Source organism: Nocardiopsis oceani (assembly GCF_054777395.1).
Genome location: NZ_BAAHAR010000025.1, coordinates 21,188 through 47,297 on the forward strand (window position 1 = coordinate 21,188; position 26,110 = coordinate 47,297).

Annotated in this window: 24 protein-coding genes and 1 tRNA gene; 12 read left to right on the top strand and 13 right to left on the bottom strand. The window is 70.6% G+C overall.

The genetic code is table 11. The features are described 5' to 3' along the window. Positions 1–104: 104 nt before the first annotated feature. A tRNA-Met gene (locus ACYVDG_RS16190) sits at positions 105–181 on the top strand. Between the two features lie 121 nt (positions 182–302). Here ACYVDG_RS16190 and ACYVDG_RS16195 read toward each other — a convergent pair. From ACYVDG_RS16195 to tnpB, 6 genes are all read right to left on the bottom strand, one after another. Further along, on the bottom strand, positions 303–1,022 hold the full coding sequence (locus ACYVDG_RS16195) for an ABC transporter ATP-binding protein (protein WP_460752563.1): 720 nt from the start codon (positions 1,020–1,022) through the stop codon (positions 303–305). Beyond that, a complete protein-coding gene (locus ACYVDG_RS16200) occupies positions 1,023–2,093 on the bottom strand; it encodes an HlyD family efflux transporter periplasmic adaptor subunit (protein ID WP_460752566.1) in 1,071 nt (356 codons plus the stop codon). Between the two features lie 10 nt (positions 2,094–2,103). Further along, entirely contained in the window at positions 2,104–3,345 is a 1,242-nt protein-coding gene (locus tag ACYVDG_RS16205; RefSeq protein WP_460752569.1) for an ABC transporter permease, read from the bottom strand. A gap of 232 nt (positions 3,346–3,577) precedes the next feature. Next, positions 3,578–4,123, bottom strand: coding sequence for a hypothetical protein (locus ACYVDG_RS16210; protein ID WP_460752572.1), 546 nt, complete (start codon positions 4,121–4,123; stop codon positions 3,578–3,580). Positions 4,124–4,240: 117 nt separating this feature from the next. Then, positions 4,241–5,047 (bottom strand): histidinol-phosphatase, encoded by an 807-nt coding sequence (gene hisN / locus ACYVDG_RS16215; RefSeq protein WP_460752575.1) that lies wholly within the window; start codon positions 5,045–5,047, stop codon positions 4,241–4,243. 28 nt (positions 5,048–5,075) lie between these two features. Further along, positions 5,076–6,638, bottom strand: a complete 1,563-nt coding sequence (gene tnpB, locus ACYVDG_RS16220; protein ID WP_460752577.1) for an IS607 family element RNA-guided endonuclease TnpB — start codon at positions 6,636–6,638, stop codon at positions 5,076–5,078. A 387-nt stretch (positions 6,639–7,025) separates the two neighbouring features. On the opposite strand from tnpB, the gene ACYVDG_RS16225 reads away from it, so the two are divergent. The 3 genes from ACYVDG_RS16225 to ACYVDG_RS16235 all read left to right on the top strand — a co-directional run bounded on the left by ACYVDG_RS16225 (position 7,026) and on the right by ACYVDG_RS16235 (position 8,444). Then, positions 7,026–7,634, top strand: a complete 609-nt coding sequence (locus tag ACYVDG_RS16225; protein WP_460752580.1) for a TetR family transcriptional regulator — start codon at positions 7,026–7,028, stop codon at positions 7,632–7,634. 67 nt (positions 7,635–7,701) lie between these two features. Further along, positions 7,702–8,004 (top strand): DUF2087 domain-containing protein, encoded by a 303-nt coding sequence (locus ACYVDG_RS16230; RefSeq protein ID WP_460752834.1) that lies wholly within the window; start codon positions 7,702–7,704, stop codon positions 8,002–8,004. Between the two features lie 41 nt (positions 8,005–8,045). Beyond that, positions 8,046–8,444 (top strand): hypothetical protein, encoded by a 399-nt coding sequence (locus ACYVDG_RS16235; protein ID WP_460752583.1) that lies wholly within the window; start codon positions 8,046–8,048, stop codon positions 8,442–8,444. A gap of 106 nt (positions 8,445–8,550) precedes the next feature. On the opposite strand, the gene rsgA is transcribed toward ACYVDG_RS16235, so the two are convergent. Continuing rightward, on the bottom strand, positions 8,551–9,582 hold the full coding sequence (gene rsgA / locus ACYVDG_RS16240; RefSeq protein ID WP_460752587.1) for a ribosome small subunit-dependent GTPase A: 1,032 nt from the start codon (positions 9,580–9,582) through the stop codon (positions 8,551–8,553). Beyond that, positions 9,579–10,919, bottom strand: coding sequence for a 3-phosphoshikimate 1-carboxyvinyltransferase (aroA, locus tag ACYVDG_RS16245; RefSeq protein ID WP_460752590.1), 1,341 nt, complete (start codon positions 10,917–10,919; stop codon positions 9,579–9,581). Before aroA ends, rsgA begins: the two co-directional genes overlap by 4 nt. Positions 10,920–11,003: 84 nt before the next feature. Between aroA and ACYVDG_RS16250 the strand changes: the two genes are divergently transcribed. Beyond that, positions 11,004–12,176, top strand: a complete 1,173-nt coding sequence (locus tag ACYVDG_RS16250; protein ID WP_460752593.1) for a cysteine desulfurase family protein — start codon at positions 11,004–11,006, stop codon at positions 12,174–12,176. 37 nt (positions 12,177–12,213) lie between these two features. Here the strand turns inward: ACYVDG_RS16250 and ACYVDG_RS16255 are convergent, their stop codons facing one another. Further along, entirely contained in the window at positions 12,214–12,927 is a 714-nt protein-coding gene (locus tag ACYVDG_RS16255) for a peptidylprolyl isomerase (protein WP_460752596.1), read from the bottom strand. 123 nt (positions 12,928–13,050) lie between these two features. Continuing rightward, the gene (locus ACYVDG_RS16260) at positions 13,051–13,530 is read right to left on the bottom strand and encodes a PLD nuclease N-terminal domain-containing protein (protein ID WP_460752599.1); all 480 of its coding nucleotides are present in this window, start codon (positions 13,528–13,530) and stop codon (positions 13,051–13,053) included. A 205-nt stretch (positions 13,531–13,735) separates the two neighbouring features. On the opposite strand from ACYVDG_RS16260, the gene ACYVDG_RS16265 reads away from it, so the two are divergent. The 3 genes from ACYVDG_RS16265 (at position 13,736) to ACYVDG_RS16275 (ending at position 16,361) form a co-directional block, all read left to right on the top strand. Next, the gene (locus tag ACYVDG_RS16265) at positions 13,736–14,542 is read left to right on the top strand and encodes a helix-turn-helix domain-containing protein (RefSeq protein ID WP_460752602.1); all 807 of its coding nucleotides are present in this window, start codon (positions 13,736–13,738) and stop codon (positions 14,540–14,542) included. Between the two features lie 173 nt (positions 14,543–14,715). Then, positions 14,716–15,930, top strand: a complete 1,215-nt coding sequence (locus tag ACYVDG_RS16270) for an amidohydrolase (protein WP_460752605.1) — start codon at positions 14,716–14,718, stop codon at positions 15,928–15,930. 209 nt (positions 15,931–16,139) lie between these two features. Continuing rightward, positions 16,140–16,361, top strand: coding sequence for a hypothetical protein (locus tag ACYVDG_RS16275; RefSeq protein WP_460752608.1), 222 nt, complete (start codon positions 16,140–16,142; stop codon positions 16,359–16,361). Between the two features lie 48 nt (positions 16,362–16,409). Here the strand turns inward: ACYVDG_RS16275 and ACYVDG_RS16280 are convergent, their stop codons facing one another. Then, a complete protein-coding gene (locus ACYVDG_RS16280) occupies positions 16,410–17,216 on the bottom strand; it encodes a TIGR03089 family protein (RefSeq protein ID WP_460752613.1) in 807 nt (268 codons plus the stop codon). Positions 17,217–17,379: 163 nt separating this feature from the next. Here ACYVDG_RS16280 and ACYVDG_RS16285 point away from each other — a divergent pair, with 163 nt between their 5' ends. The 3 genes from ACYVDG_RS16285 (at position 17,380) to ACYVDG_RS16295 (ending at position 21,539) form a co-directional block, all read left to right on the top strand. Continuing rightward, positions 17,380–19,431 (top strand): hypothetical protein, encoded by a 2,052-nt coding sequence (locus ACYVDG_RS16285; protein WP_460752616.1) that lies wholly within the window; start codon positions 17,380–17,382, stop codon positions 19,429–19,431. A 75-nt stretch (positions 19,432–19,506) separates the two neighbouring features. Next, a complete protein-coding gene (locus tag ACYVDG_RS16290) occupies positions 19,507–20,427 on the top strand; it encodes a glycosyltransferase family 2 protein (protein WP_460752619.1) in 921 nt (306 codons plus the stop codon). Further along, positions 20,424–21,539, top strand: coding sequence for a glycosyltransferase family 4 protein (locus tag ACYVDG_RS16295; protein ID WP_460752622.1), 1,116 nt, complete (start codon positions 20,424–20,426; stop codon positions 21,537–21,539). The genes ACYVDG_RS16290 and ACYVDG_RS16295 overlap by 4 nt, the downstream gene beginning before the upstream one ends. On the opposite strand, the gene ACYVDG_RS16300 is transcribed toward ACYVDG_RS16295, so the two are convergent. Further along, positions 21,525–22,265 (bottom strand): hypothetical protein, encoded by a 741-nt coding sequence (locus ACYVDG_RS16300; protein ID WP_460752626.1) that lies wholly within the window; start codon positions 22,263–22,265, stop codon positions 21,525–21,527. The genes ACYVDG_RS16295 and ACYVDG_RS16300 overlap by 15 nt on opposite strands. Positions 22,266–22,332: 67 nt before the next feature. Further along, positions 22,333–23,274: a lysylphosphatidylglycerol synthase domain-containing protein gene (locus ACYVDG_RS16305; RefSeq protein ID WP_460752629.1), complete on the bottom strand. Its 942-nt coding sequence runs from the start codon at positions 23,272–23,274 to the stop codon at positions 22,333–22,335. Between the two features lie 99 nt (positions 23,275–23,373). On the opposite strand from ACYVDG_RS16305, the gene ACYVDG_RS16310 reads away from it, so the two are divergent. After that, on the top strand, positions 23,374–26,001 hold the full coding sequence (locus ACYVDG_RS16310) for a bifunctional FO biosynthesis protein CofGH (RefSeq protein ID WP_460752632.1): 2,628 nt from the start codon (positions 23,374–23,376) through the stop codon (positions 25,999–26,001). Positions 26,002–26,110: the final 109 nt, after the last annotated feature.

Here is a 26,110-nt window from a genome sequence, read left to right on the forward strand (position 1 = left end):
CGGGCAACTGGCCAGGACAAACGGGTGGATCTCCGGATCGGTTTAGCTCCAAGAAACCGATTTGCCACCAAGGGTGAAAGGCCCTAAAGTAGAGATCACAACAACGCGGGGTGGAGCAGTTCGGTAGCTCGCTGGGCTCATAACCCAGAGGTCGCAGGTTCAAATCCTGTCCCCGCTACCAAGCAGGAAAAGGCGCCGGGTGGAGAAATCCACCCGGCGCCTTTTTGCGCGCCCGGACGGTCCATGGAAAGCCCGGTGGGCCGGGGGAGCCCGTCGCAGGACGGACTCCCCCGGCGGGCGGATCAGCGCGTGCGACCCTCCACGAGTTCCACGACCCGGTCGGCCCGCTCCGCCACCTTGGGGTCGTGGGTCACCACCACGACGGCGGCGTCACGTACCCGGGACTGGTCGATCAGCTGGTCCATGATCATGGTGCTGCTGGCGGCGTCCAGGGCGCCCGTGGGCTCGTCGGCGAGGATCAGTGCGGGTTCCCGGCTCAGGGCGCGCGCCAGGGCCACACGCTGCTGTTCACCGCCGGAGAGCTGGTGCGGCTGGGAGTGGAGCCGATGCCCCAGACCTACCGATTCCAGCAGCTCCTTGGCGCGTCTGCGGCGGCTGAGCAGAGGCACACCGGCGAGCACCATCGGTACACCCACGTTGGCCAGTGCGGTCCGCCGTTCCAACAGGTGGAACTGCTGGAACACGAACCCGATCCCCGCGCCGCGCAGCCGTGCCCTGCGGCCCTCCCGTAGAACCGTGGTGTCGACGCCGTCGAACGTGTAGTCGCCGCCGCTGGGCTGATCGAGCAGGCCCAGGACGTTGAGCAGTGTGGACTTGCCCGACCCCGACTGCCCGACGATGGCGACGACCTCACCGCGGGCGACGTCGAACGTGCAGTCGTGCAACACGTCGAGGCGGGCTCCCGAGACCGTGAAGTGCCGGTTCAGGCGCTCCACCCGCAGCAACGGGGAAGAGGACAGCCGCTCGTTGACGGCCGCCGGGTACGGGGTGTTGACGGCCATCTAGCCCCCCATCCCGAGGAACTCGTCGTGTTCTTCCTCGTCCTCGACCTGACCGGGGACGTCGAAGCGCGGGTCGAGCGGCACCGGGTCCACGATTTTCTCGCCGACACTGAGCCCGTCGGTGACCTCCGCGAACTCGCCGTCGGACAGCCCCAGCGTGACCTCGCGGGTCTCCTCGGAACCGTCGCCGCCGACCACGATCACTTCGCCCTCCTCGGAGGTGCCGCGGATCGACGCCACCGGGGCGACCACGACGTCCGTGGCCTCGCCGGTACTCACGGAGAGCTGGCCCTGGACCCCGTCGAAGACCTGGAGGTCCGCGGGGACCCGACAGGACAGCTCCGAGCCCCCTTCGACGTCCGCCGGGGGCTCCTCGAAGTCCATGGGGTCGTCCTCTGGCTCGGGCTCCGGAGCCGGACCCCCTTCCGGGGCTTCGAGGGAGAGGAACTCGCACTCCTCCGCCGGGGGACCCTGGTCGATCTGGAGCATGATGTCGTCCGGTTCGTCGTAGAACCGGTACAGGTCGTTCGCGGGGACCGATGCGACCGCCCGGAACTCGTCCGGTGCCACCGTCGCGACGGTCGCGCCCGGTGCTAGGACGTCACCGACCCGGAGGCCGTCCAACCCGCTGACCTCCCCGGAATCGGGTGCGTGAAGGGTGACCTCCTCGCTGCCGGGCTCGTCCGGACCCCCGTCCTCGGCGCCGGCCTCAGGGCCGCCGTCCGAGGGGTCGGCCGATCCGCCGTCCGAGGGCACGGAAACGTTGAGGATGGGCGCGCCTTCCTCGACGGTGGCGCCGTCGTCCAGCCACAGGTGGGTGACGGAGCCGCCCTCGCGGGTCTTGACCTCTTCGCCCGGTTCCGAGCGCATGGTCGCGTCGAGTACCAGCAGGGAACTGATCGTGCCGAGTTCTACCTCGAACGATCCGTCGCCCGCGTCCGCCGCGGCCCGGTCGAGCGGCTCGTCCCCTTCGGCGGTCGGCCCGCCCAGGCCGGACAGCAGGAGGTAGCCCGAGCCGACCAGCCCCAGCACCAGGGTGAGGGCCGCGCCGATGATGATCCACTTCTTCACGTGATCTCTCCTATTCCCGCAGCCCGGCGACGACGGACGCGCGCAGCGCCCGGATCGCGGGGATGATCCCGGCCAAGAGCCCGACGAGGGCCGCGCTGCCCAGCCCGACCAGGGCGGCTGTCGGCGGCACCGTCATGGTGATGTCGGGCGGCAGCCAGACGAGGCTGCCGATGACTGCCCCACCCGCGGCGACGAGCGCCCAGGAAAGGGCCAGAGCGATCAGCCCGGCGACGACCGCGACCACCACCGCCTCCATCACCACGGCCACGAAGAGCGTGAACCTGCTCGCGCCCAGCGCCCGGTAGGTGGCGAGTTCGCGTCGCCGTTCCCGCACGGTCACCAGACCCACGTTGAGCACGCCGAGCAGACCCGTGGTGAGGGTGATCACCGCGACCCCGACCAGGCCCAGGGACAGGTAGCCGATGAGCTCGTTGGTCTGTTCCGCGTAGTCGGTGCGGAAGACCATGAGCTCGTCTTGGTCGGTCAAGCCCCAGCGCCAGCTCGCGGAGGCCAGGCGGTCGGCGAACGCGCTGCTGTTGAACATGCTCTCCGCGGCGGGGTCGGAGGGGTCCACACGGGCCAGGTAGGTGACGCTGCCGTCCGGTGCCCCGGCCGTCTCGGCGCTCCACGAAGGGCCGAAGACCATCTGCCCGGAGGCGGGTGACCGCAGGAGGTAGGCGCTGAACTGCTGTGAGTCGAACGTGGAACCTTGTGAGACGCCGACGATGCGCGTGTCCAGCCACTGTTCGGCGCCGATGTGGACGTCGTCCAGATCACCGAGGTGGTCGGCAAGGGCCTCGTTGACGACCAGGACCGGTGCCCGGGATTCCAGGTCGGCTTCGGTGAACCACCGGCCCTCGGTCATGTTGATCCGGCGGATGTCCTCGAGCGCCACGTCCACCCCGACGACGTTCACGCCCCGGATGATGTCGTCGCCTTGGCGCAGGGGCGTGGCCTGCTCCGGCCCGTTGTGGATCGAGGTCTCCAGCGCTCCGGCCCTGCCGAGGTCTTCCTCGAACGCGTCGAGGTCGGTGAGGCCGTCGAAGGCGACCACCTCGAGTGTCGCGGCACGGCCCGCGTTGGCCTCGCTGTAGGCGGTGGCGTATCGCTGGCCGAGGTCGCCGGCGGTGACCACCAGGATCAGCGCGCCGACACCGACCACGATGCCCGCGCAGGACAGGATCGTCCGGGCCACGTTGGCACGGGAGCCGGCGAAGGCCAGTACGACCCCGGCGGTGAGGGAACGCAGCATGGAACCCTTTCCCGTGAGTCTGTCGGTTCCGGCACACGACCGTGCCGGGGCCCCGCGGTGTGCGGGGTAACAACAGATCCATCGCGGGAGCGGCGGATTTCGGTTCGCCTGCGGGCGGAATTTCTGGTGGCCGAACCCGGACACGCGGTGTCACGGACGGGAACCAAGAGGAACCGGTGCCGCGGGGGAAGCGGAGCGGGCACGGCGGAGGCTGGCCCCAGGGCAGCCGGTGTCAGTCGACCTCGAAGCCGTCGCAGGTGATGGGCGCCCCGCTCTCGGCGTCAGACCACAGCACTGTGTGTACCCCGGGGGCGAGTCCGTCGGGGCCGAAGTCGTCAGGGTAGTCCAAACGGGCCCACTCCCCGTCGGCGAGCTCCGCCTCGTGCGAGGCGGTCCCTCCGTCAGGGTCGATCACGGTGACTAGGACGGCGCCGGAATGCTGCCCTTCGGAATCGGACAGGCCGAGCTCGACCGTGTCCTCGTCCGCGGCCTCGACCTCCGCGCGCGGCGCTTCGCTGCGCCAGCTACCGGGGATCTCGGGGTCGACCGCGGGTGCGCACGCGTAGCGGGCGGGGTCGAAGGCGGTATCGGGTACCCCGAGGCCGGGCAGGGCAGAATCGGCGGAGTCGGTGGAGTCGCGCACGGTCTCGGCGATCATCTCGCTGAGCTGCTGGGGGCTGTGGCCGTGGCCTTCGCTGCAGGCGGTGGCGGTGCCCAGGAGGAGGGCCGCCCCGCAGAGGAGCACGGTGCGCCGTCGGTGGGTGGTCGTGGTCAGCACACGCCGCAGGCTACTACTTAGCGTGCTTGCGCGAGTGCTTTTTGTGATTGCTTGGTTGTGGCGATCCGGGCCGGGTCGGGGCGGGGCCCCTCGACGCAGGGGGCGAGTCCCCTCGGCTCAGGGGCGGTGCAGGGGTGTGGGGCCGCCGTTGAGCCAGGTGAGCACCTGGTCGTGGAGAACACCGTTGGTGCATACCAGCGGACCTCCGTCCTCGAAACCGTTGCCGCGCAGGTTGGTGGCGCGGCCGCCGGCCTCTTCCAGGATGATCGGCAGCGGGGCCGCGTCCCAGAGGGAGAGCTCGGGTTCGGCGGCGATGTCGACGGTCCCCTCGGCGACCATCACGTGCGACCAGAAGTCGCCGTAGGCCCGGGTCCGCCACACCGACCTGGTCAGCCCGATGAACGACTCCAGGCGGCCCTGCTCCTCCCATCCGGTCAAGGAGGAGAAGCTCAGCGAGGCGTCCGACAGCTCCGTCACCTTGGAGACGTGGCAGCGTGAGGCCTTGGAGAGGCTGCGGCCCGTCCAGGTGCCGCCCCCCTTCGAGGCCCACCAGCGACGGTGCAGCGCCGGGGCCGACACCACGCCGACCACGGGGCGGTCGCCCTCCAGAAGGGCGATGAGGGTCGCCCACACCGGAACGCCGCGCACGTAGTTCTTGGTGCCGTCGATGGGGTCGATGACCCACACCCGGTTGCTGTTGCCACTCTTGCCGTACTCCTCGCCGACCACCGCGTCGCGGGGGCGGGCGCGGGAGAGCACGCTGCGCAGGGTCTCCTCGACCATGCGGTCGGCTTCGGTGACCGGAGTGAGGTCCGGTTTCGTGTCGACCACCAGGTCAAGCGCGCGGAAGCGCTTCACCGCGATGTCGTCAGCAGCGTCGGCGAGCACGTGGGCCAGCCGCAGATCATCGTCAAAGGACGCCATGGCCGGTAACGCTACCGTTGCTGATGTCTTAAGCAAACATCAGCATCCCGTGCATTTCTGCACGCAAGGTCCGTGACGGTGTCACCACAACCTCAGTTGGGTGTCCTGACGACGGTGCCGGAGCTTCTTTCCGCCTGTGCGGTCTTGCGCCACCGGCCCGCCCCGCACCCGCTCTGCGGCGGGTGCGGGTGGTGCGGGTCTTACGGTCGGCTCCACGGGCCTTCGGAGCCCTCGCTCCCCGGTCTCCGGCCACTCCGGTACCGGTACTGCCCACCTGCGCCGCCAGGGCGGCGAGGTTGCGTGCTGCGTTGACGTCCCGATCCAACACCAGGGGACATGCGTCGCAGTCGAACACCCGGATGTGCAGCGGCAGCTTGGCTTTCGTCGCCCCGCACCCCGAGCAGGTCCTACTACTGGCGAACCACCGGTCGGCCACCACCAGGCGCCCGCCGTTCCATACGGTTTTGTAGGCCAGTTGGCGGCGGATCTGCCCGAACCCCGCATCCTGGATGCGGCGGGCCAGACGCCGGTTCTTGACCATCCCGGCCACATTGAGGTCTTCGATGACCACCGTGCCGTACTCGCCCGCCAGCGCAGTGGTCAGGTGGTGCAGCGCGTTGGTGCGCACATTCGCCACCCGGTGGTGCACCTTGTTTCGGGCCTGGTTGGCCTTGACCCACCGCTTGGAGGGCGCGCGCCCGGTGCGCCGGTCCGGGCCCTGCCTCCGGGACACCCTCCGGCACGCCCGACGCAGCTCCTGCAGTGCCCCCTCCAGGTGGCGGGGGTTGGCCACCTGCCACACCCCACCATCGGAGTCGGCGACCACCGCCAGGGACTTGACCCCCAGGTCCACCCCGGCCACCCCCTGCGGGCGGGCCGGAGTGGTGGGAGCGCGTTCGATCTCGACCTGGAAGGAGACCTGCCACCGGCCCCGCCGGTGCGAGACCGTGGCCGAGAGGATGCGTGCGGTCCCGTTGGTCAGGCGGCGGTGGAGTTTGCGGGTGGACTCATGGGTGCGCACCCGCCCCACCACCGGCAACGTGACATGACGACGGGAGTCCTCACACCGGATCGCCCCGGTGGTGAACCGGCACGACAGGGGCGCCCGGTGCTTGGACTTGGGCAGCGGCACCCCCACCTTCGGACCTTTGCGATCGCCGCGCTTGGCGGCGGCATAGGCATCGAAGCCGGCCGCCGCGTTCGCTAGGCCGGTGTTGTAGGCCTCCTTGGAGTTGTCGGCCCACCAGGAGGCGAACCGGGGATCCTGGCGTTTGGTGGCGTTGAAGGCCCGCCGCAGGCTGGGCAGCGACCAGGACCGCCACGGGGTGCGCTCAGACTCAGCAACCCCGTAGGAGGCCTCGGCCTTGCGTTGGTCCCAGGTGGCCAGGACGTGGTTGCGGGCCCAGTTGAAGGCCGTCCGGGCCCCTCCGCAGTGCGAGCGCAGCCGCTGCTCGGTCTCAGACCCCGGGTCCAGAGCGAAGACGTAGGCCTGGACCGCGTGCCCGGGGCGGGGCTGGAACCCCCGCTTCTTCTTGCGCTTGTTCTTGCCTTCTGCTTGTTGCTCGTCCTGCTGTAGAGCGGTCTCGGCCACGGGTCCCACCCCCTCCCGGCGTCTCGTTCACACGTTCGAGAAAGACGTTAGCGGTGTGGGCGGGCCGGTGTGGGGGAATCGGCGAACTCCCCCTGATTTTTTCTCAAAGGGGGAATCGATCCGAGTGCCTGGCTCTTCAACGGTGGCCTGTGGCCGTAGTGCTGTGTGTTGACAAGAGTGGATGGTTGCTGAGGGAACACGGAACAGCTCACAACCCTCCCCGGCACGAACATGCCCAAAGTGGCAGTCTCGCGTGCCCAGAGTGTTAGAGGTTGCGCGAGGGCGCGTTCGTGCATATCGGCCGGGAACGGGGACGAACAGGGAACCGGAAGGGCCCGCGCTCCGGCGGGGAAGCCGGTTCGGGCGGACCAATGCGAGGATGGGGGGATGGGAACCGTGAGCGGACACAGGCGTCCCCGGGAGGGCACCGGGGTACGCGAGCGGCTGATGGACGCCGCATACGCCGAGGTGCTGGCGGGGGACTGGGCCGAGCGCCGGATGGTCGACATCGCCGCAGCCGCCCAGGTGTCCAGACAGACCCTGTACAACGTCTTCGGCAGCAAGGAGGGCCTGCTCCAAGCGGTGGTGGTGCGTGAGGTCAACGCGCTGCTGGACACCGTGGTGCGGGTCCTGGAGACCGACGGCCACGATCCCGCGCACGCGGTGAGCCGCACCACCCGGATGGTCCTGCTCGCGGCCCGCGACAGCCCGCTGCTGCGCGCAGTGGTCACCGGGGACGACGAGCTCCTGCCCGTGCTCACCACCAGGTCCGCGCCGCTCCTGGACGCCCTGAGGGAGCGCATCTCGTGGACGCTGGGGGAGCGCTGCCCCGACGTGGACCCCGCCGTCACCGAGGCCGTCGCCGATGTCGCCCTGCGGCTGATCGTGTCGTACTCGCTCCAGCCCATCGACGCGGACCAGGCGGCGCGCCGGGTCGAGATGGTCGTGCACGGCATGCTGCCGGTGGGCCGTCGGGGAGCCGGGGCAGACGGCTGAGGGACTCCGAGGCACTCAAGGGCTCGATGCGCTGAGGTGCCTGAGGAAACGACCAGTGGAGGCCGCGGTGCGGGAAGGGCCGGGACCGAGAGAGCTGACCGAGAGCGAGCGCCGCGAGGTGCTCCGGATCCACATGCCCCAAGGGCGGATCACGTCCGTCCCGGTCCGCCGTCCGGCCCGCCTCGTCCTACTCGACCAGGTCGCCCGTGCCTTCGAACCCGGCGTGCGCTACACCGAGGACGAGGTCAACGAGGTGCTTCGGCGCTTCAGCGCCAACCTGGTGGTTCTGCGCCGAAGCCTCATGGACGAGGGCTTCATGGAGCACGACCGCACCCGCTACTGGCGCTGCGGCGGGACGGTGGACCTGTGACCCGGTACGGGGCACGGGTGGCGGGCTGCGAGAGTGGAGGGATGCTTGCCTATTCGCCCCGAGCCAAGAGCTCAGCCGCGGCCGCCACGGCTGCCCTGCTGGCTCTGACACTGGTGTCGTGTACTTCCGAGGAAGCTGGCTTCGATGTCCGGAACGGGCTGGACGTGCCGATCCTCGTCACCACTGAGGAGGACCCGGAAGCAGAAACCGAATGGGGGCAGGCGGACTTCGCCAGTTTCGGGGTCGAGCCCGGCATGGTTCGGCAGATGACTCCCCCGATGGATGATCCGGACCCGCCTTGGGGCTGGTGGCCGTTCTCGATCTTCGCCGACACCCAGTGCCAAGACGACCTGTACGTCCTGGCGGAGACCGAGGACGGACAGAGGTTCGTGCACGAGCCGCCCATCTGCGAGGACGGCGAGTGGACCGTCTCGGAGTGAGCGGTCCAGGGCCGCTGGCCCCGGCAGCACGCTGAGAACCGCCCCGGTCCACGGAGCCGGCCCCGCATGCGGAGCTGGCAGCGGCCACGGAGAGCGGCCCGCGCGGTCAGGTGTGGGGGCCGGGTGGGGCAGCCTCCACCTCGGCGTCCTCATCGCCCTCACGGCTACTCAGGAGGCGCCTGAGTGAGGCCACGCGTTCCGGGTCGGCCCCGCCCCGTTCCATGGCCGCCTCGATCGCGCACTCGGGCGCGTCGGCCTGGTGGGAACAGTCGGGCAGGCACTCCTCGGCGAGTTCAGCTAGGTCGTGGAATCCGGCCACGATCTCCTCGGGGGAGATGTGGGCCAGCCCGAAGCTGCGCACGCCCGGGGTGTCGATCAGCCAACCCCCCTCGAACGGGAGGGCGAGCGCGGAGGTCGACGTGTGGCGGCCGCGGCCGGTCACGGAGTTCACGTGGCCGACGGCCCGGTCCGTGCCCGGGACGAGGCGGTTGACCAGGGTTGACTTTCCCACCCCCGAAGAACCCACGAACACGGTGGTCTTCTCGGCGAGGCGGTTGCGAAACTGGTCGAGGCCGCCGTCCGGACTGAGCACCTCGTACGGCAGCCCGAGGGGTTTGTACGTGCTCAGCATCTCGTCGGGTGCGGCCAGGTCCGCCTTGGTGAGGCAGAGCAACGGCTCCAGCCCGGCATCGTAGGCGGCGACCAGGCACCGGTCCACGAAGCGGGGCTGCGGCGCGGGGTCGGCAAGGGAGCAGACGATGGCGAGCTGGTCGGCGTTGGCGACGACCACCCGCTCGACCGGATCGGTGTCGTCCGCGGTACGCCTGAGTACCGAAGCGCGCTGCCTGACCCGGACCACGCGGGCCAGGGTGTCCGGTCTGCCGGACAGGTCACCGACCACGTCCACCCGGTCACCGACCACGATGGCGCCCCGGCCGAGTTCGCGGGCCTTCATCGCGACGACGGGTACGCCGTTCACCAAGCAGCGGTACCGGCCCCGGTCGACGGCGGTGACCAGGCCCTCCACCGCGTTCTCGTGCTTGGGCCGCTTGCGGGTGCGCGGTTTGGAACCGCCCCGGGCACGCACACGGATGTCGTCCTCGTCCAGGTGGCGTCCCCCGCCCCGCGTGCGGCTCATGACAGGACCTCCGACCACAGGCCCGGAAAGTCGGGCAGGGTCTTGCGCGTGGTGGCGATGTTCTCCACCTCCACGCCGGGCACCGCGAGCCCGATGACCGCGCCGGACGTGGCCATCCGGTGGTCGTCGTAGGAATGGAACACCCCTCCGTGCAGCGGCCGCGGCCGGATCACCAGCCCGTCGGGCAGCTCCTCGGCGTCACCGCCCAGCCGGTTGATCTCGGTGGCGAGGGCGGCGATGCGGTCGGTTTCGTGGCGGCGCAGGTGGGCGATCCCCGTCAACCGCGAGGGGGAGTCGGCCAGGGCCGCGACGGCCGCGACGGTGGGGGTGAGCTCACCCACGTCGCGCAGGTCGGCGGTGATGCCGTGGATCTCACCGGTACCGCGCAGGGTCAGGTCCGTGCGGTCGGCCCCCGACCGGGAGACCTCGCCGCCCATGCGGGTGAACAGCCCGCGCAGGGCGTCACCGGCCTGGGTGGTGTGCTCCGGCCAGCCCTCGATGGTCACCTCGCCCTTGCTGACCAGGGCGGCGGCGAGGAAGGGGGCCGCATTGGACAGGTCGGGCTCGACGGTGATCTCGGTGGCCCGGATCGGACCCGGCTCCACCCGCCACGAGTTCGCGCCGGTGGTGACGGTGACACCGACCGACCGCAGCATCTCGACGGTCATGTCCAGGTGGGGCTGGGAGGGTACCGGCGGCCCTTCGTGCCGGACGTGCACGCCCTCGGTGAAGCGGGCGCCGCTGAGCAGGAGCGCGGAGACGAACTGGGAGGACCCCGAGGCATCCAGGGTGACGTCGCCGCCGCGCACCGCACCGGAACCGCGGATAGTCAGGGGCAGGGCACCGCGCCCGTCGTCGTCGATGTCCGCGCCGAGTGCGCGCAGGGCGGAGAGGAGTTCGTCGACGGGCCGCTCGCGGGAGCGCGGGTCGCCGTCGAAGCGCACGTCACCGGAGGCGAGGGCGGCCAGCGGCGGTACGAAACGCATGACGGTCCCGGCGTTGCCGACGTCCACGCCGGCCGGGCCGCGCAGGGCAGCCGGTGTGACGGACAGGTCGGGCGCGGAAGCCGGGATGTCGGCGTCGATCTCGCTGACCTCGACGCCGAGCGCACGCAGGGCGCCGACCATGAGCTCGCTGTCCCGGCTCGCCAGCGGACGCCGCACCACACACGGGGTCTCGGACAGGGCCGCCAGGATCAGGGCGCGGTTGGTGACGGACTTGGACCCGGGCAGGGAGACCCGGGCGCGTACCGGCTGTGCCGCGGTGGGCGCGGGCCAGTGCTCCCCGGCGGGAGTGGCGGCGGTCTGGTCGGGCTGCGTGGACGCGGAGTCAGGCATGACACAAGGTTATCGGGCGTGGGAGACGGCGGTGGGGGCTCCTTGGCCTCGGGCGAGTGAGGCGGACGTATCCTGGGACGCGCCATGGTGTATCTGGATCACGCAGCCACGACCGAGGTCCGCCCCGAGGTGATCGCCGATGTGGCGGCGGAACTCGGTGCCCTCGGCAACCCGTCCTCCCTGCACGGCCACGGACGGACCGCCCGGCGGACCGTCGAGGAGTCGCGCGAACGCATCGCCGCGGCGGTGGGTGCCACGCCGCACGAAGTGGTGTTCACCGCGGGCGGGACCGAGTCGAACAACATCGCGATCAAAGGCCTCTACTGGGCGCGCAACGCCGAATCCGCCCAGCGCAGGCGGATCCTGGTCAGCGCCGTGGAGCATCACGCCGCGCTGGACCCCGCCCACTGGATGGCCGACCACCAGGGAGCTCTCTGCGAGGCCCTGCCGGTGGACGCCGTGGGCCGGGTGGGGCCGGAGACCCTGCGCGCGGCGATCGAGCGCGACCCCGCATCGGTTGCGCTGGTGTCCGTGATGTGGGCCAACAACGAGGTCGGTACCGTCCAGCCCGTGCGTGAGCTGGCCGCAGTGGCCGCCGAGTACGGCGTGCCCTTCCACACGGACGCCGTGCAGGCGGTCGGTGTCGAGGATGTGGCGTTCGCCGCGAGCGGGGTGAGCGCGCTGACGCTGAGCGGCCACAAGCTCGGCGGCCCCGTGGGAAGCGCCGCACTGGTGGTCGAGCGCGGGCTCACACCTGTGCCCGTCCTGCACGGCGGCGGACAGGAACGCGACATCCGCTCCGGGACGCTGTCGGCGCCGCTCACCCGCGGCCTCGCCACCGCCGTGCACGCCGCCGTCGAAGGCCGCGAGGAACACGTGAAGCACCTGACCGGGCTCCGGGACGAACTGGAGCGCCGGGTCCGCGAGGTCGTGCCCGACGCGGTGGTGAACGGTGACCCGGACCGGCGGCTCCCGGGGATCGCCCACCTGTCGTTCCCGAATTGTGAGGGGGACGCGCTGCTGATGCTGTTGGACGCCCGGGGTATCTCGTGCTCCACCGGATCGGCCTGTTCCGCGGGGGTGGCCCAGCCCAGCCACGTGCTGCTGGCCATGGGCGCCGAACCCGACGTGGCCCTGAGCAGCCTCCGGCTGTCCCTGGGCCGGACGTCGACCAGTGCGGACGTGGACCGGCTGGTCGAGGAGATCGGCCCGGCCGTGGAGCGAGCCCGCGCCGCCATGGCCAAACGGCGGCGCTGAGCCTCCGAAGGGTAGCCCTCTCCCGAGAGGAGGCTCCCTAGTCGTCCGCGCGTTCGATGGTGACGGTTTCCAGCACGATGTCGCTGTTGGGACGGTCGCCGGCGTCGGTCTCCACCGCGCCGATCGCGTCGACGACGTCCATCGAGTCCTCGTCGGCGACCTGGCCGAAGATGGTGTGGTCCCCGTTCAGGTGCGGGGTCGGTTCGAGGGTGACGAAGAACTGGGAACCGTTGGTGCCCGGTCCCGAGTTGGCCATGGCCAGCACACCGGGCTCCTCGAACGTGTAATCGCCGTCGAGCTCGTCCTCGAACTGGTAACCCGGACCGCCTCGGCCGCTGCCCTCCGGGTCGCCGCCCTGGATCATGAAATCGCGGATCACCCGGTGGAAGACCGTGTCGTCGTAGAACTCGGCCTCGCCCGTCTCCGGGTTGGGCACGCCCTCGCCCTCGGCGAGGCCGACGAAGTTGGCGACGGTCATCGGGGCGACGTCGGCATGGAGCTCCAGCTCGATGTCGCCTTCGCTGGTGTGCAGAGTGGCGCCCTCGACGTCGGAGACGTCCACGTCGGGAGGGCCCTCCCCGTCCTCTTCGGCACCGTTCTCCGCGGTGCCGTTGTCGGCGTTCTCCTCAGTGGTTTCGGACGTCTGCTCGTCGCCCGCGTCGGGTTCCACGGGGTCGTCCGCCTGACACGCCGCGGTGGCGAGCAGAGCGGTGCAGGCAAGGATCGATACCGGCAGGGTCAAGCGGTACATCGGTTCACTTCCGAGATCAGGTTCGCGGCGGGGCGGCACACAGGCTACTGGGAATGGGAGAGTCCCAGGGCCCGAGGCGCGCGTGACCAAAACTCTGCGGCCAAATCGGGACGAAAGTCCCGACTAAGGTCCCGCAGGGTCCTCGTCGCCTTCGTGTTCGCGCCGCTCTCCCGGCTGCGAACCGCGGTTCTCTTCGGTCTCCCGGTTCGCCTGCCCGCCTCGGGCCCGCTCCTGGTACTCCCGGGACTCGCGCTCCTGGATCTCCCGTGCCCGGCGGCGCTGCTCCTCGGCGCGCTCACGGCAGCGCCGCAGGAACGCCTCGTCCTCCTCGGGGGAGGCGGCGCGCGCCCGCCCGGGGTGCTCGTACTCGGGGAAGGGCGGGGGCGGACCGGCCGGTCCGCTGGCGAGCGCGGGGTCCCGTGGCGGACGGCCCAGAAGGAACCAGAGCGCCCCGCCGAACTTCGGCAGGAACAGGACGACCAGGACCCACAGCGGCTTGGGCAGCAGCCGGACCCGTTCGGCGTCGGACCCTACGCAGTCGAACAACGCGTAGACCCAGAACCCGATCGACACTATTGCGAGGAAGAGGGCGAGGTAGACCAACGGACCTTCCAATCGGGGGAAACACTCGACAGGCGCGGGGAGACAATGCCTTCTATGTACTGACTTATCACGGATGGCCGCACCCGCCCGGTCGCTTGACCAGCCGCCCCGGCGCGGGAGAAGGTCGAACAAAGGGGCTGGGGCGTCGATCCGAGGGTACGTCACCGCATACCCCTGGAGGTGTTGGGCGAGGACGGGAGAGGTTATGAGCGTGAACACCGCGTTGCCGTCGGCGATGTGGCTCCCCTTCGGATCGCGGATGCTGCGCGCCCGCTCCGACCGGGGTCTCTCGCGGTCCGAGCTCGCCAAGAGCGTCGGAGTCAGCGACGACAAGCTCCGAGAGGTCGAGGACGCGCAGTGCCGCCCGGCGCGCTCCCTGGTGGAGCGGGTCGACACCGCCCTCGGCACCGAGCACCAGCTGGTCGACGCCTGGGCCATCACCCTCCAGGCCGAGGCCTTCCCGAACGAGTTCGGCGACATGAGCGAACTGGGCACCCATGCCGCGCGGCTGTGGGAGCACCAGCCGATGGCGGTCCCGGTCTTCCTGCGCACCCGCGAGTACTCGTGGGCGATCCTGGAGCCCAGCCACCCCCACCTGGAGCGGGAGGACATCGAGGCCATGGTCGAGGAGGAGATGGCTGTCCGGGCGGCGATGACCGGGCCGGGCGGGCCCGCTCTCCGGGTCGTCCTCAACGAGTCCGTGCTCCTGCGCCCCCAGGGCGGCGCGGACGTCCTCAACGGTCAGCGCGACTTCCTCGCCGACCTCATCATGGCGGGCATCGTGAGACTCGCGGTCATCCCCGAGCAGACCCCCTATCACCCGGGACTCGGCGGGGCCTTCCGCATCATGGAGTTCGCGGACCGGCCCAGCATGGTCTACGCCTTCGCGGCGCAGGGCGGCGACCTCACGGGGGACAGCGAGGACGTCGGCCACTGTCGGATGGTGCGCGACTCCATCGAGGAGGCCGGCGTCGACCTGGCCCCGGAGTCCGAACTCCTCACCGCGCGTTAGCCCGCCGGGTAGCTGCTGCTGAGTCGTCCCTAGGCCGCTGACCAAGCCGGTCACCCGGATGTGACCCTGTGTGGCGGATTGCTGCCCTCGGGGTCACCGGATGATAGGTCGTTAGGGCATCGGTTGCGGGAGAACCTTGGGAACGTGTCCCCCGATGGGCTAGGTTGCCCGCCATGGATATCGCTATCACTTCCGGATACGTCGTTCCCGTCGACGGAGACCCCATCGACGGTGGGACGGTCCTCATCACCGACGGCCGGATCGCCGCCGTCGGCCCGGCCGCGGACGTCACCGTTCCCGAGGGTGCCGAGATCGTCGACGCTGCGGGCAAGTGGGTCCTCCCCGGTTTCGTCGAGGCCCACGGCCACATCGGCATCCACGAGGAGACCATCGGCTGGGCCGGTGACGACACCAACGAGATGACCGACCCCAACGGGGCGCGCATGCGCGCGTTGGACGCCATCAACCCCGCCGACCAGGGCTTTGTGGACGCCCTGTCCGGGGGCGTCACCAGCTCCGTGATCAAGCCCGGCTCGGGTAACCCCATCGGTGGTCAGACCGTGGCCATCAAGACGTGGGGGCGCAGCATGGAGGACCGGCTCATGCGGGAGCCGGTGAGCATCAAGAGCGCGCTGGGGGAGAACCCCAAGCGGATCTACGGGAAGAAGGAAACGCTCCCGTCGACCCGCCAGGGTGTCACCGCGGTCATCCGCGACGCCTTCACCAAGGCCCAGGACTACAAGGCCAAGCGCGACCACGCCTTCGAGGAGGGCCAGCCCTTCGACCGCGACAACACCCTGGAGGTGCTGGTCAAGGTCCTCGACCGCGAGCTGCCCTGGTGCCAGCACGTCCACCGCGCAGACGACATGCACACGGCGCTCCGCCTGGCAGACGAGTTCGGGTACCGGCTGATCATCAACCACTGCACCGAGGGCCACCTGCTGGCAGACGAGATCGCCGCCCGCGACATCCCGGTGATCAGTGGACCGCTGATGACCAGCCGCTCCAAGGTCGAGGTCGGCAACAAGACTCTGGCCAACCCGGGGATCCTGGACCGCGCGGGCGTCAAGGTCGCGCTCACCACCGACCACCCGGTCATCCCGATCGAGTTCCTCGTCTACCAGGCCATCCTGTGCGTCAAGGAGGGTATGGACCGCGACTCCGCCATCCGTGCGCTCACGGTCAACCCCGCTGAGATCATGGGCCTGGACGACCGGGTGGGCTCCCTCAGGCCGGGCTTGGACGCCGACGTGGTGGTGTGGTCGGGCGACCCGCTCGACATCATGAGCCGTGCCCAGCGCGTGTTCGTCGGCGGCCGCGAGGTGTACACCTACGACGAAGAGAAGCGCAGGGGCGAGGCGGTCGACCCCTACTACCGGGAGTCCTGACCCCCGCACGGCCTTCCTAGGAATGGCCTTCCTAGGAAGGCCTGAGGCGCGTCTAAGGCACGTCGGCGCCGCGACCCGGCCCACTAAGGCAGGTCCCGGCGCCGGTATCTGGTGATCTCTCCCGATGTGGCGGCTGGTGCCTTACCGGAAGTCTGTAAGCAGCCGGAGAAAGGAACTCCGGCGGTAACGGACGCACCGGAGGGGACACCATGCACCCGGACCAGGCCGCCCAGGCCGCCGACTACTACCGCACCGAGATGGAGCGGGCCGCCCGCATGGAGCGTGTCGCCCGCCAGGCCCGTAAGGAAGCCAGGGCCCACGCCAAGGAGAGGGACCGCGCCGACCGCGGTTCGGGCAAGGATGACCGCGGTGCCGACGAGGGAGCCCAAACGGAGAGGGCGCGGAAACCGGATCCGGTCGGACCGGGGTGACCGCCCCTGCTCGAAGGAGGGGGCCGTGCGGGCCGGGGGCGGTGTGCCTCAGCCCACCCGGCGGAAGGGCAGTTCCCCTTCGGGCCGGGTTCCGTACAGGACGCTCACCCGCTCGGTACCCATCCGCTTGAGGAAGGCGTCCAGGCCGTCCTCGGCGGGCGGCGGGGTCAGCACGAGGGGGACCCCCGAGGCGACCGCCGCGGTGAGTACCGAAAGGTCCGCGCCCAGGTCGGTCAGCGGGGCGTCAGGGTCCACCACGACCGCCAACCGGTCCTCCCCGTTCAGGTTCCACCGTTCGGCCAGGGCCCGGCCGGCCGCCACCACCTCGGTGCCGGTCAGCGTCTGCCCGGCGGCCTCGACCGCGGGTTCACCGGGGTCCACCGGGTACGGGGAGAAGTGGTCGCCGTGCCCGCGCACCTCGACGGTGTAGTCGGTGACCATGGCCGGGACCTCGGGCAACGGCAGGCCCAACGGGTCCAGGGACGTTCCCACGACCTCCTCGGCCCCGCTGTCCAAGGCGGCCTCCAGGAGGTCCGGGCCGACCACCGCCACCTCGGTGTCCGGGGCGATGCCGTCGGCCGCGAGTACGACCGAGGCGCCCACCGACCAGCAGGACAGCACCCACGCCAACGACTGCCAGTGCGGCGGCAGAGCGAGCGCTGCGCGGTCGCCGGGCTGCGTGCCGAAGCCGTCCACGAGCATGTTCGAGGTCTTGGACACCCAGTTGTCGAGCGTGGCCCGGGACAGCTCGATCCGGTCGCCGAGGTCGTCGTAGGCGGTCACGAACGGGCGGGAGGGATCGGTGGAGACGAGGGCGCGCCAGAGCTGCGCGGGAGATTCGGACATGCTGCCCATGCTAGGGCGTGTGCAGTAGATACTGCCCGTCGCGCATGGTGCACCGGGGCTGTCGGTCCCGGCACGGACGTACGTCGCTACCTGCGATGTTCCCCGAGTTGTGGGCCTGAGCGCGGGGTACTGGGGTGTGCGTACCGTCAGGTGAGCTGCCAGAGTTGCGTTCATGCGCCTGCTTCCCGGACGGCTCCTCGCCCGTGTGACCGCGCTCCCCGCGATCGCCCTGTCGGCCTGGCTCCTTGTCGCCTTCCCCCTCCTGGTTCTCGGCCAGTTCACCCCGCTGACCGGTCTGGTTCTGGGGCTCCCAGCCGTGGTCGCGGCCTGTGCCCTGCTGCCGCGCCTCGTCCCGGACCCGTCCGCCGAGGAGGACGTGCCTTGGTGGCCGGTGATCGCGGTCCTGGTGATCACGGTGGCCTTCGCCGCGGTGCAGATCGCTTTCCACGCCGAAGCGCTGGTCATCCGCAGGGACCCGGCCTCCTACGCCATGTACACGGCCTGGATCGCGGAGAACGGCTACCTGCCCATCCCGCAGCAGCGCGAACTCATCGCGGGCGACGACCCCGCCCTCAGCTACCAGAGCCTCGCCTACTACGAACGCGACGACGTCATCTGGCCGCAGTTCATGGCCGGGGCGCCGCTGGTGCTGTCGGTCGGCTACTGGCTGGGCGGCCTTGGCGGGATGCTCGTGGCCACGCCGGTCCTGGGGGCCTTGGGCGTCCTCACCTTCGCCGGGCTCACCGCGCGCCTGGTCGGTGCCCGCTGGGCCCCGCTGGCCGCCCTAGTGTTGGCGGTCTGCCTGCCGCAGCAGTGGGTCAGCCGGTTCACCTACAGCGAGCCACTCGCCCAGATCCTGCTCCTCGGCGGGCTGGTCCTGGCCTTCGACGCCCTGTCCAGGCGCCGGAGACTCACTGAGCGATGGGGGGCGCCTCAGGCGCTCGCCGCCGGGGCGGGGGTCGTGTTCGGTCTGGGTGTGCTGGTGCGCATCGACGCCATCCGCGACCTGCTGCCGGTGGTGGGGTTCATCGGGCTGCTCCTGGTCGCCCGCCGCGGCCAGGCGCTGCCCCTGCTCGGCGGGCTCGGTGTGGGTGTCGTCTACGGGCTGGTCGCGGGATACGGCTACTCGTACCCCTACCTGGAATACCTGTCCGACTCTCTGCACCCCCTGCTCATCATCAGCGCCGTGGTCGTCTTCGCCACGGTCGTGCTCACCGCTGCGCTGTGGCGGTACGGCCTGCCGCACACGGAACGGGTGCGTTGGCTCCCCAACGCGATGGCGCTCATCACGCTGCTGGTCATGGTGGGTTTCGCGGTGCGGCCCCTTTTGTGGCCGGACTACGGGCACGGGAGCGACTTCACCGACCAGTGGGTCGCGGCCGTGCAGGAGATGGAGGGCCTGCCCATCGAGGGCAGCCGCACCTACTACGACATGAGCCTGTACTGGGTGGGCTGGTACGTGGGGCTGGGCACGGTCCTGCTCGGCTCTCTCGGGGCGGCCCTCGTCCTGCGCAGACTCACGCAGCGCCGCGACTTCCAGTGGCTGCTGCCCGCCATGCTGCTGGTGTGGACGGTCGCCACGATCCTGCTGCGACCGGCGATCACCCCGGACCACCCTTGGGCCAGCCGACGGCTGATCGTGCTGGTGATCCCGGCGTTCATCCTCTTCGCCGTCTGGTTCGTGGCCTGGCTGACCCGTTACTGCGAGGCTGCCTCCCGCCGGGCTCGGGGAGGTGCCCTCGTCCGGTCCCTGCCCGCGGTGGTCGCCGCCAGCGCCGCCGTCTCCCTGCTGGGCCCCACCCTCGTCACCGCCGCTTCGGGGGCCATGGGGTACCGGCAGGATGTGGGGTCGGCCGCCGAGACCGAACGCCTCTGCGCGTCGCTACCCCCTGATGCCTCGGTCATCGTGGTTGACTCCGACATGGCCGGTGGCTATATGCCCCTGCTGCGCAACGTGTGCGGCGTGCCGACCGCGGCCCTGGACGAGGTCGGCCCGGAATCGGTGGGCCGGGTGGTCAGCGCCGTGCACCAGCGCGGCCGAGACGCGGTACTCGCGGGGTCGGAATGGGACCACGTCGCCGAGTTCACCGACGCCTCGGAGGAACCGGAGAGGCACTTCCACGTCGTGGCGGAAATGGACCCGAGTACCCTCATGGAACCCCCGACCGGACACTGGACCTTCACCGGAAGCGTGTGGACCGCAGTCCTGCCCGCACCCCAGTGACCGGGCACGATGGGCGGCCCCGACCCGTGTCCGCCCGGCCCCACACCCTCCGATCACCCCGCTGAGAAGAACTGTATGAGCCACGCAGACGCCGAAGTGAGCACCGACCACCCCAGAGTCACCATCGTCCTCCCCTGTTACAACGAGGAGGAGCACGTCGTCGACGAGATCAAACGCATCTGCTCGGCGATGGACGCTTCCGGCTACCCGTACGAACTGCTCGCGGTCGACGACTCCTCCACCGACGGCACCCTCGACCGCCTGCGCGAGGTCGCAGACCTCTTCCCGCACATGCGCGTGGTGGCCTTCGGGCACAACGGCGGTTCGGGCACCGTGCGGCGGATCGGCAGCCAGCGGGCGCGCGGCGAGTACGTCGTGTGGACCGACGCGGACATGAGCTATCCCAACGAGCGCATCCCCGAGCTCGTGGGCATGCTCGACGCCGACCCCGAGATCGACCAGGTCGTGGGCGCCCGGACCCAGGAGATGGGTACGCACAAGGCCTTCCGGGTGCCCGCCAAGTGGCTGATCCGCAAGATCGCGGAGCGGCTCACCAACACCCGGATCCCCGACCTCAACTCCGGTCTGCGCGTGTTCCGCCGAGACGTCGCCCGTCCCTACATGCGCCTGCTGCCGCCCGGGTTCTCCTGCGTCACCACCATCACGCTGGCGTTCCTTTCCAACCAGCACCCCGTGAAGTACGTGCCCATCGATTACGCCAAGCGCGCGGGCACGTCCAAGTTCCACTTCGTGCGCGACGCCTACCGGTACATCCTCCAGGTGCTGCGCATGGTCATGTACTTCAACCCGCTGAAGGTCCTCATGCCGCCTGCGCTGTGGCTCCTGGGGATCGGTGCGGCCAAGTTCGTCTACGACCAGGTCCGCAATCCGCTCTACATGCCCAACAACACCGTCATGATCCTCATGACCGGGCTGATCATCGCGGCGATAGCGCTCCTGGCCGACCTCATCGTGCGTTCCAGGGAGCACCCGTGACCCAGCGGATCACCCTCGTCGGCCCCGTCCACCCCTACAAGGGCGGCGGTGCCCGCCACACCACCGAGCTCGCTCACCGGCTGAGCGGACTCGGTCACGGTGTGCGGATCGAGTCGTGGCGTGCGCAGTACCCGGCGTTCCTGTACCCGGGCGAGCAGACCATCACCGAGCCCGAGGGAGAACCGTTTCCCGAGGCGCGGCACGATCTGGCCTGGTACCGGCCGGACGGCTGGTGGCGGACGGGGCGGCGGTTGGCCCGCAACAGCGACCTCGTGGTGCTCACCCTCTTCTCTCCGGTCCAAGTCCCTGCCTACCTGGGGATCCTCGCCGGAATCAGGGCGGGGAGCAGGGGTGCGGGGCGCGGCCCCCGGGTCGTGGCGCTGTGCCACAACGTCCTGCCCCACGAGCGCCGGGCGATCGACGTCTCCCTGGTCCGCGCGCTGCTGCGCCGGGTGGACGGGGTGCTGACCCACTCCGAGGAACAGGGACATCTCGCCGAAGGCCTTCTCGGCGGTGGGAAACCCGTGGTCGCGGAGATGCCGCCCCACCTGCCCGACACCGGGGGAGTGCGCTCGGAGGAGGACACCGCCGAACGCCGCCACCTGCTGTTCTTCGGGATCGTCCGGCCCTACAAGGGCGTGGACGTGCTGTTGCGGGCACTGGCCGAGGGGGCGCCGGACGACGTCACCCTGACCGTCGCCGGAGAGTTCTGGGGCGGTTCCAACGACCTGGCCGCGCTGGCGGGGGAGCTGGACGTGGCCGACCGGGTCCGCTTCCGCGAGGGCTACGTGCCCGCGGAGGAACTCCCCGAACTCCTCGCCGGTGCCGACGCCCTCGTGCTGCCGTACCGCTCGGCCACCGCGACCCAGAACGTGTGGCTGGCGCACGAGTACGGTCTGCCGGTGGTCGCCACGCGTGCGGGCACCCTTGCCGACCACGTCACGGACGGGGTGGACGGCCTGCTGTGCGAACCGGGGGACGCAGACGACCTGGCCCGGGCGCTGGCCGGGTTCTACCGGCCGGGGGTGCCGGAGCGGCTCCGTGCCGGTGCGCGTCCGGTGGATGCCGAGCCGTACTGGGAGGCGTACACGGAGCGCCTACTCGGCAGCTGAGCGCCCCTTCCGCAGGTACAGCACGGCGGGGACGGCCAGGCAGAGGGCGCCGAGCACCCCCATGACCGCGACCGCCCAAGGCAGGTAGGCGGCCAACCCGCTCTCATCGGCGGATGCGGCCTCCGAAGCCGCCTCGGACCACTCGTCCTCAGAGCCCACCTGGATGCTGCTGACGGGGCCGGGGCTCACCACTTCGCAGTCTCCGGGCCCGGACAGCGTGAACGCGCCGGTTTCGACGTGGACCTCGTAGATGCCAAGCGGGGGATCCCAGTCGTCCCAGGTCAGCAGTGGGTCGTCGTCCCCTGACACGAGGTGGCCGGACTCACCCGTGAGCTCCGTGGTCAAGCGCCCGGCTCGGTCCGAGGCGGCCGCCATCTCGTCGGCGGTGACGTTCTGGACGGTGTCCTGGTGCGGCACCAGGGAGAGTTCGAGTTCGATGGCCTCGCTGCCGCCGGCTCCTGCGTCGTTCCCGGGCAGGGAGGCGGCGACGTTCAGGGGGAGGTCCGCCTGCCCGCCACCGGTTTGGGTCAGGGTCGGAAAGACCTGTCCTACCACCGAGACGGTGCCTGAGCCCTCATCGCACTCGACCGTCGCGGGTACGACGTCCGGGTGCTCGAGGAAGCCCTCGGGCGGTTGGTCGGCGGCACCGGTGACCAGAGGTACGAGGGTCAGCGACGCGGCGAGCGCGGACAGGACACGTGGGAAGCGGGGGGCCCAAGTAGTCACGGGTCGAGCATAGAACGGATCGGCCCTTAGTGAAAGGTTTCTTTCCTATTTGTTTGGGGTCCTGAGCTCATGCGGGTTCGGAGTCCGGCTCCGGTGCCCTCGACACCAAGATCGCCAGACCCGCCCAGCCCACGTCCGCCACGGTCATCACCAACCGGGACAGCACCGCCACCACCAGCGCGGCGCCCGCGTCCACCACCGGTGCCAGCGCCACCACCAGAACGACCTCGCGCACCCCCAGCCCCGCGGGGGCGAACACCACCAACAGCCCCAGGGTCCAGGCCAGGGCATAGGCGCCCACCGCGGGTCCGACCGAAGCCACCGCGTCGCCCCCCACCGCCCAGGTCAGCAGCCACACGTGGAGGCCCAGCGGCACCCAGGCCACCAACGTCCAGCCCACTGACGCGGCGACCGAACCCTCCCTGACAGCCAACGGTCCCGCCTCAGCCACCTCGCGGAACCGGGCGAAGGGCCGCGCCGCCAGCCGGATCCCCCAGCCCAGCACGCGCGGGTGCAGGCACGCCAACAGCAGCGGCGCGGCGGCCAGCGCCCACCACCAGCGGCGCGCGGCATCGGTGGACGAGAGGGGCAGCGCCACCGCGGCGACCGCCAGGCTCACCGCCACCGTCACCGCGATAGCCAGCAGCGTCGCGGCCGCGCCGCGCGACCGCGGCACCCGCCAGTCCCGGGCCAGCTCCACCTGGGCCACGAACGCCCACACCGAACCGGGCAGGTACTTGCCGAGCTGTCCGACGAACATCACCCGTGCCGCGACCGCCCGAGGCAGGGGCGAGCCTAGACCGCCGAGCAGCGAGCGCCACGCCAGCATCTGCGCGGCCAGCCCCAGCATCCCGGCCAGGACGGTGGCGGGCAGCACCCACAGCGGGAGTTCGGAGACGGCGTCGCGTGCCTGCGTCCAGTTGGCGTGGAGGGCCACGCCCGCACACGCGCACACCAGCGCGAGCAGCGCCAGGCGCACCCACATGTTGCGTCGAAGCCGAGTCAGCACGCGCCCACTTTATTCCCGGAAACCGGCCTGTGTCCGCTCAGCCCCGACCCCGGGTGGCGGCCTTCGGCGGCCGGGACCGGACGCGTAGTGTGGGCCGGTATGAGTGGTGCGAACGACCCAGCCCCCATCCCCACACCGACGGCGTCCGCGACGCGCAGGGCACTGGCCCGCGCTCGGGACGGGAAAACCCTCGACGTCGCCGAAGCGGAGGTGCTGCTGCACGCCCGAGGTGAGGACCTCGAACGCCTCCTGGACTACGCGGGACGGGTACGTGACGTCGGCTTGGCGGCCGCCGGGCGCGAGGGCGTCATCACCTACAGCCGCAAAGTCTTCGTCCCGCTGACCCGGCTGTGCCGGGACCGCTGCCACTACTGCACGTTCGCCACCGTCCCCGGCCGCCTGGACGCCCCCTTCCTGTCCCCGGACGAGGTCCTCGACATCGCCCGAAAAGGCGCCGACATGGGCTGCAAGGAAGTCCTCATCACGCTCGGTGACCGACCCGAGGACCGGTGGAAGCAGGCCGAGGAGTGGCTCAACTCCCGCGGCTACGACGACACCCTGTCCTACGTCCGCGCCATGGCCATCATGATCCTGGAGGAGACCGGGCTGCTCCCGCACCTCAACCCCGGGGTGCTGACCTGGTCGGACTTCCAGCGCCTCAAGCCGGTCTCGCCCTCCATGGGCATGATGCTGGAGACCACGTCACGGCGGCTGTTCACCGAGAAGGGACAGCCCCACTACGGCAGCCCCGACAAGGACCCGGCCGTGCGGCTGCGCGCGATGGAGGACGCCGGTCGCTCCAGCGTCCCCTTCACCACCGGCATCCTCCTGGGGATCGGTGAGACGGTCGCCGACCGGGCCGAGTCGATCTTCGCGATGCGCGGGGTCGCCCGCCGCTACGGCGGCATCCAGGAGGTCATCGTCCAGAACTTCCGGGCCAAACCGGACACCGCGATGATGCACCGCCCCGACGCTGAGCGCGACATGATGGCCGCGACCATCGCCGTCACCCGCCTCGTCATGGGGCCCAAGGCGCACATCCAGGCCCCGCCCAACCTCATCGGAGCCGATCAGGGCGGCGTGGACGAGTACGAGCTGATGCTCCGCGCGGGTATCGACGACTGGGGCGGGGTCTCGCCGCTCACCGCCGACCACGTCAACCCCGAGCGGCCCTGGCCCCAGATCGACGACCTCGCCGCCCGGACCGCCGACCAGGGGTTCACACTGCGCGAGCGCCTCACCGTCTACCCGGAGTACATCCGCGCCGGCGAACCGTGGCTGGACCCGCGCCTGGCCCAGCACGTGGCCGCGCTGGCCGACCCCGAGACCGGCCTGGCGGTCGAGGACGCCCCGCTGGTGGGCCGCCCCTGGCAGGAGCCCGACGCGGTCCTGGTCTCCTCCGGCCGCACCGACCTGCACACGGACATCGACACCGAGGGCCGCACGTCGGACCGGCGCAGTGACTTCGACGCGGTCTACGGCGACTGGGACGAACTCACCCCGGGCGTGGACCGCAAGGGCGCCGAACCCAGGCGCCTGGACCCCGAGATCGCCTCTGCCCTGCGCAGCGCCGAGAGCGACCCGGCCGGGCTCACCGACGCCGAGGCGCTCGCGCTGCTGCACGCCGACGGCGACGCCCTCGAAGCGCTTACCGGCCTGGCTGACCGGGTCCGCCGCGACACCGTCGGCGACGACATCACCTACGTCGTGACCAGGAACATCAACTTCACCAACGTCTGCTATACCGGCTGCCGGTTCTGTGCCTTCGCCCAGCGCCGCACCGACGCCGACGCGTACACGCTCTCCCTGGACCAGGTCGCCGACCGGGCCGAGGAGGCGTGGAAGGCCGGGGCCACCGAGGTGTGCATGCAGGGGGGAATCCATCCGGACCTGCCCGGCACCGCCTACTTCGACATCGCCTCCGCCGTGCGCGAGCGCGTTCCGGACATGCACGTCCACGCGTTCAGCCCGATGGAGGTGGTCAACGGGGCGGCCCGCACCAACCTGCCGGTGCGCGAGTGGCTGACACGGGCCCGCGACGCCGGGCTCGGCTCCATCCCGGGGACCGCCGCGGAGATCCTCGACGACGAGGTCCGGTGGATCCTCACCAAGGGCAAACTGCCCACCAGAGAGTGGATCGACGTCGTCACCAACGCCCACGACCTGGGCATCCCGACCACGTCCACGATGATGTACGGGCACGTGGACTCACCGCACCACTGGGTGTCGCACATCAAGCTCCTGCGCTCGCTCCAGGAGCGTTCGATGGAGCGCAACGGCAGGCGTGGGTTCACCGAGTTCGTGCTGCTGCCGTTCGTGCACACCAACTCGCCGATCTACCTCGCCGGGCTGGCCCGCACAGGGCCCACCGTCCGCGAGAACCGCGCGGTGCACGCCCTGGCCCGCCTGCTGCTGCACGGACACATCGACAACATCCAGGGCTCCTGGGTCAAGCTCAACGAGGACACCTTCCGACAGCTCCTCGACGGCGGGGTCAACGACGTGGGCGGCACCCTCATGGAGGAGACCATCAGCCGCATGGCCGGCTCCGGGCAGGGGTCGTTCAAGACGATCAGCGACATCAAGGCACTCGTCGGGCCCACGGGCCGTCCCCTGCGCCAGCGGACCACCACGTACGGCCCGGTTCCCGAGGAGCGCCAGCGAGTGGCCGAGGCCAGCGACGGCGTCGCCCCCAGCGTGCTGCGCCCCAACCTCCCCGTGGTCTGAATCGAACGGAGCGTGCGCCACAGGCGAGGGGCGGGACGCCGGGGGATGGCGTCCCGCCCCTCTTCTTGGGCGGCCCGTCGGGGATGGGAGGTGCGACGGGCCCCTTGCC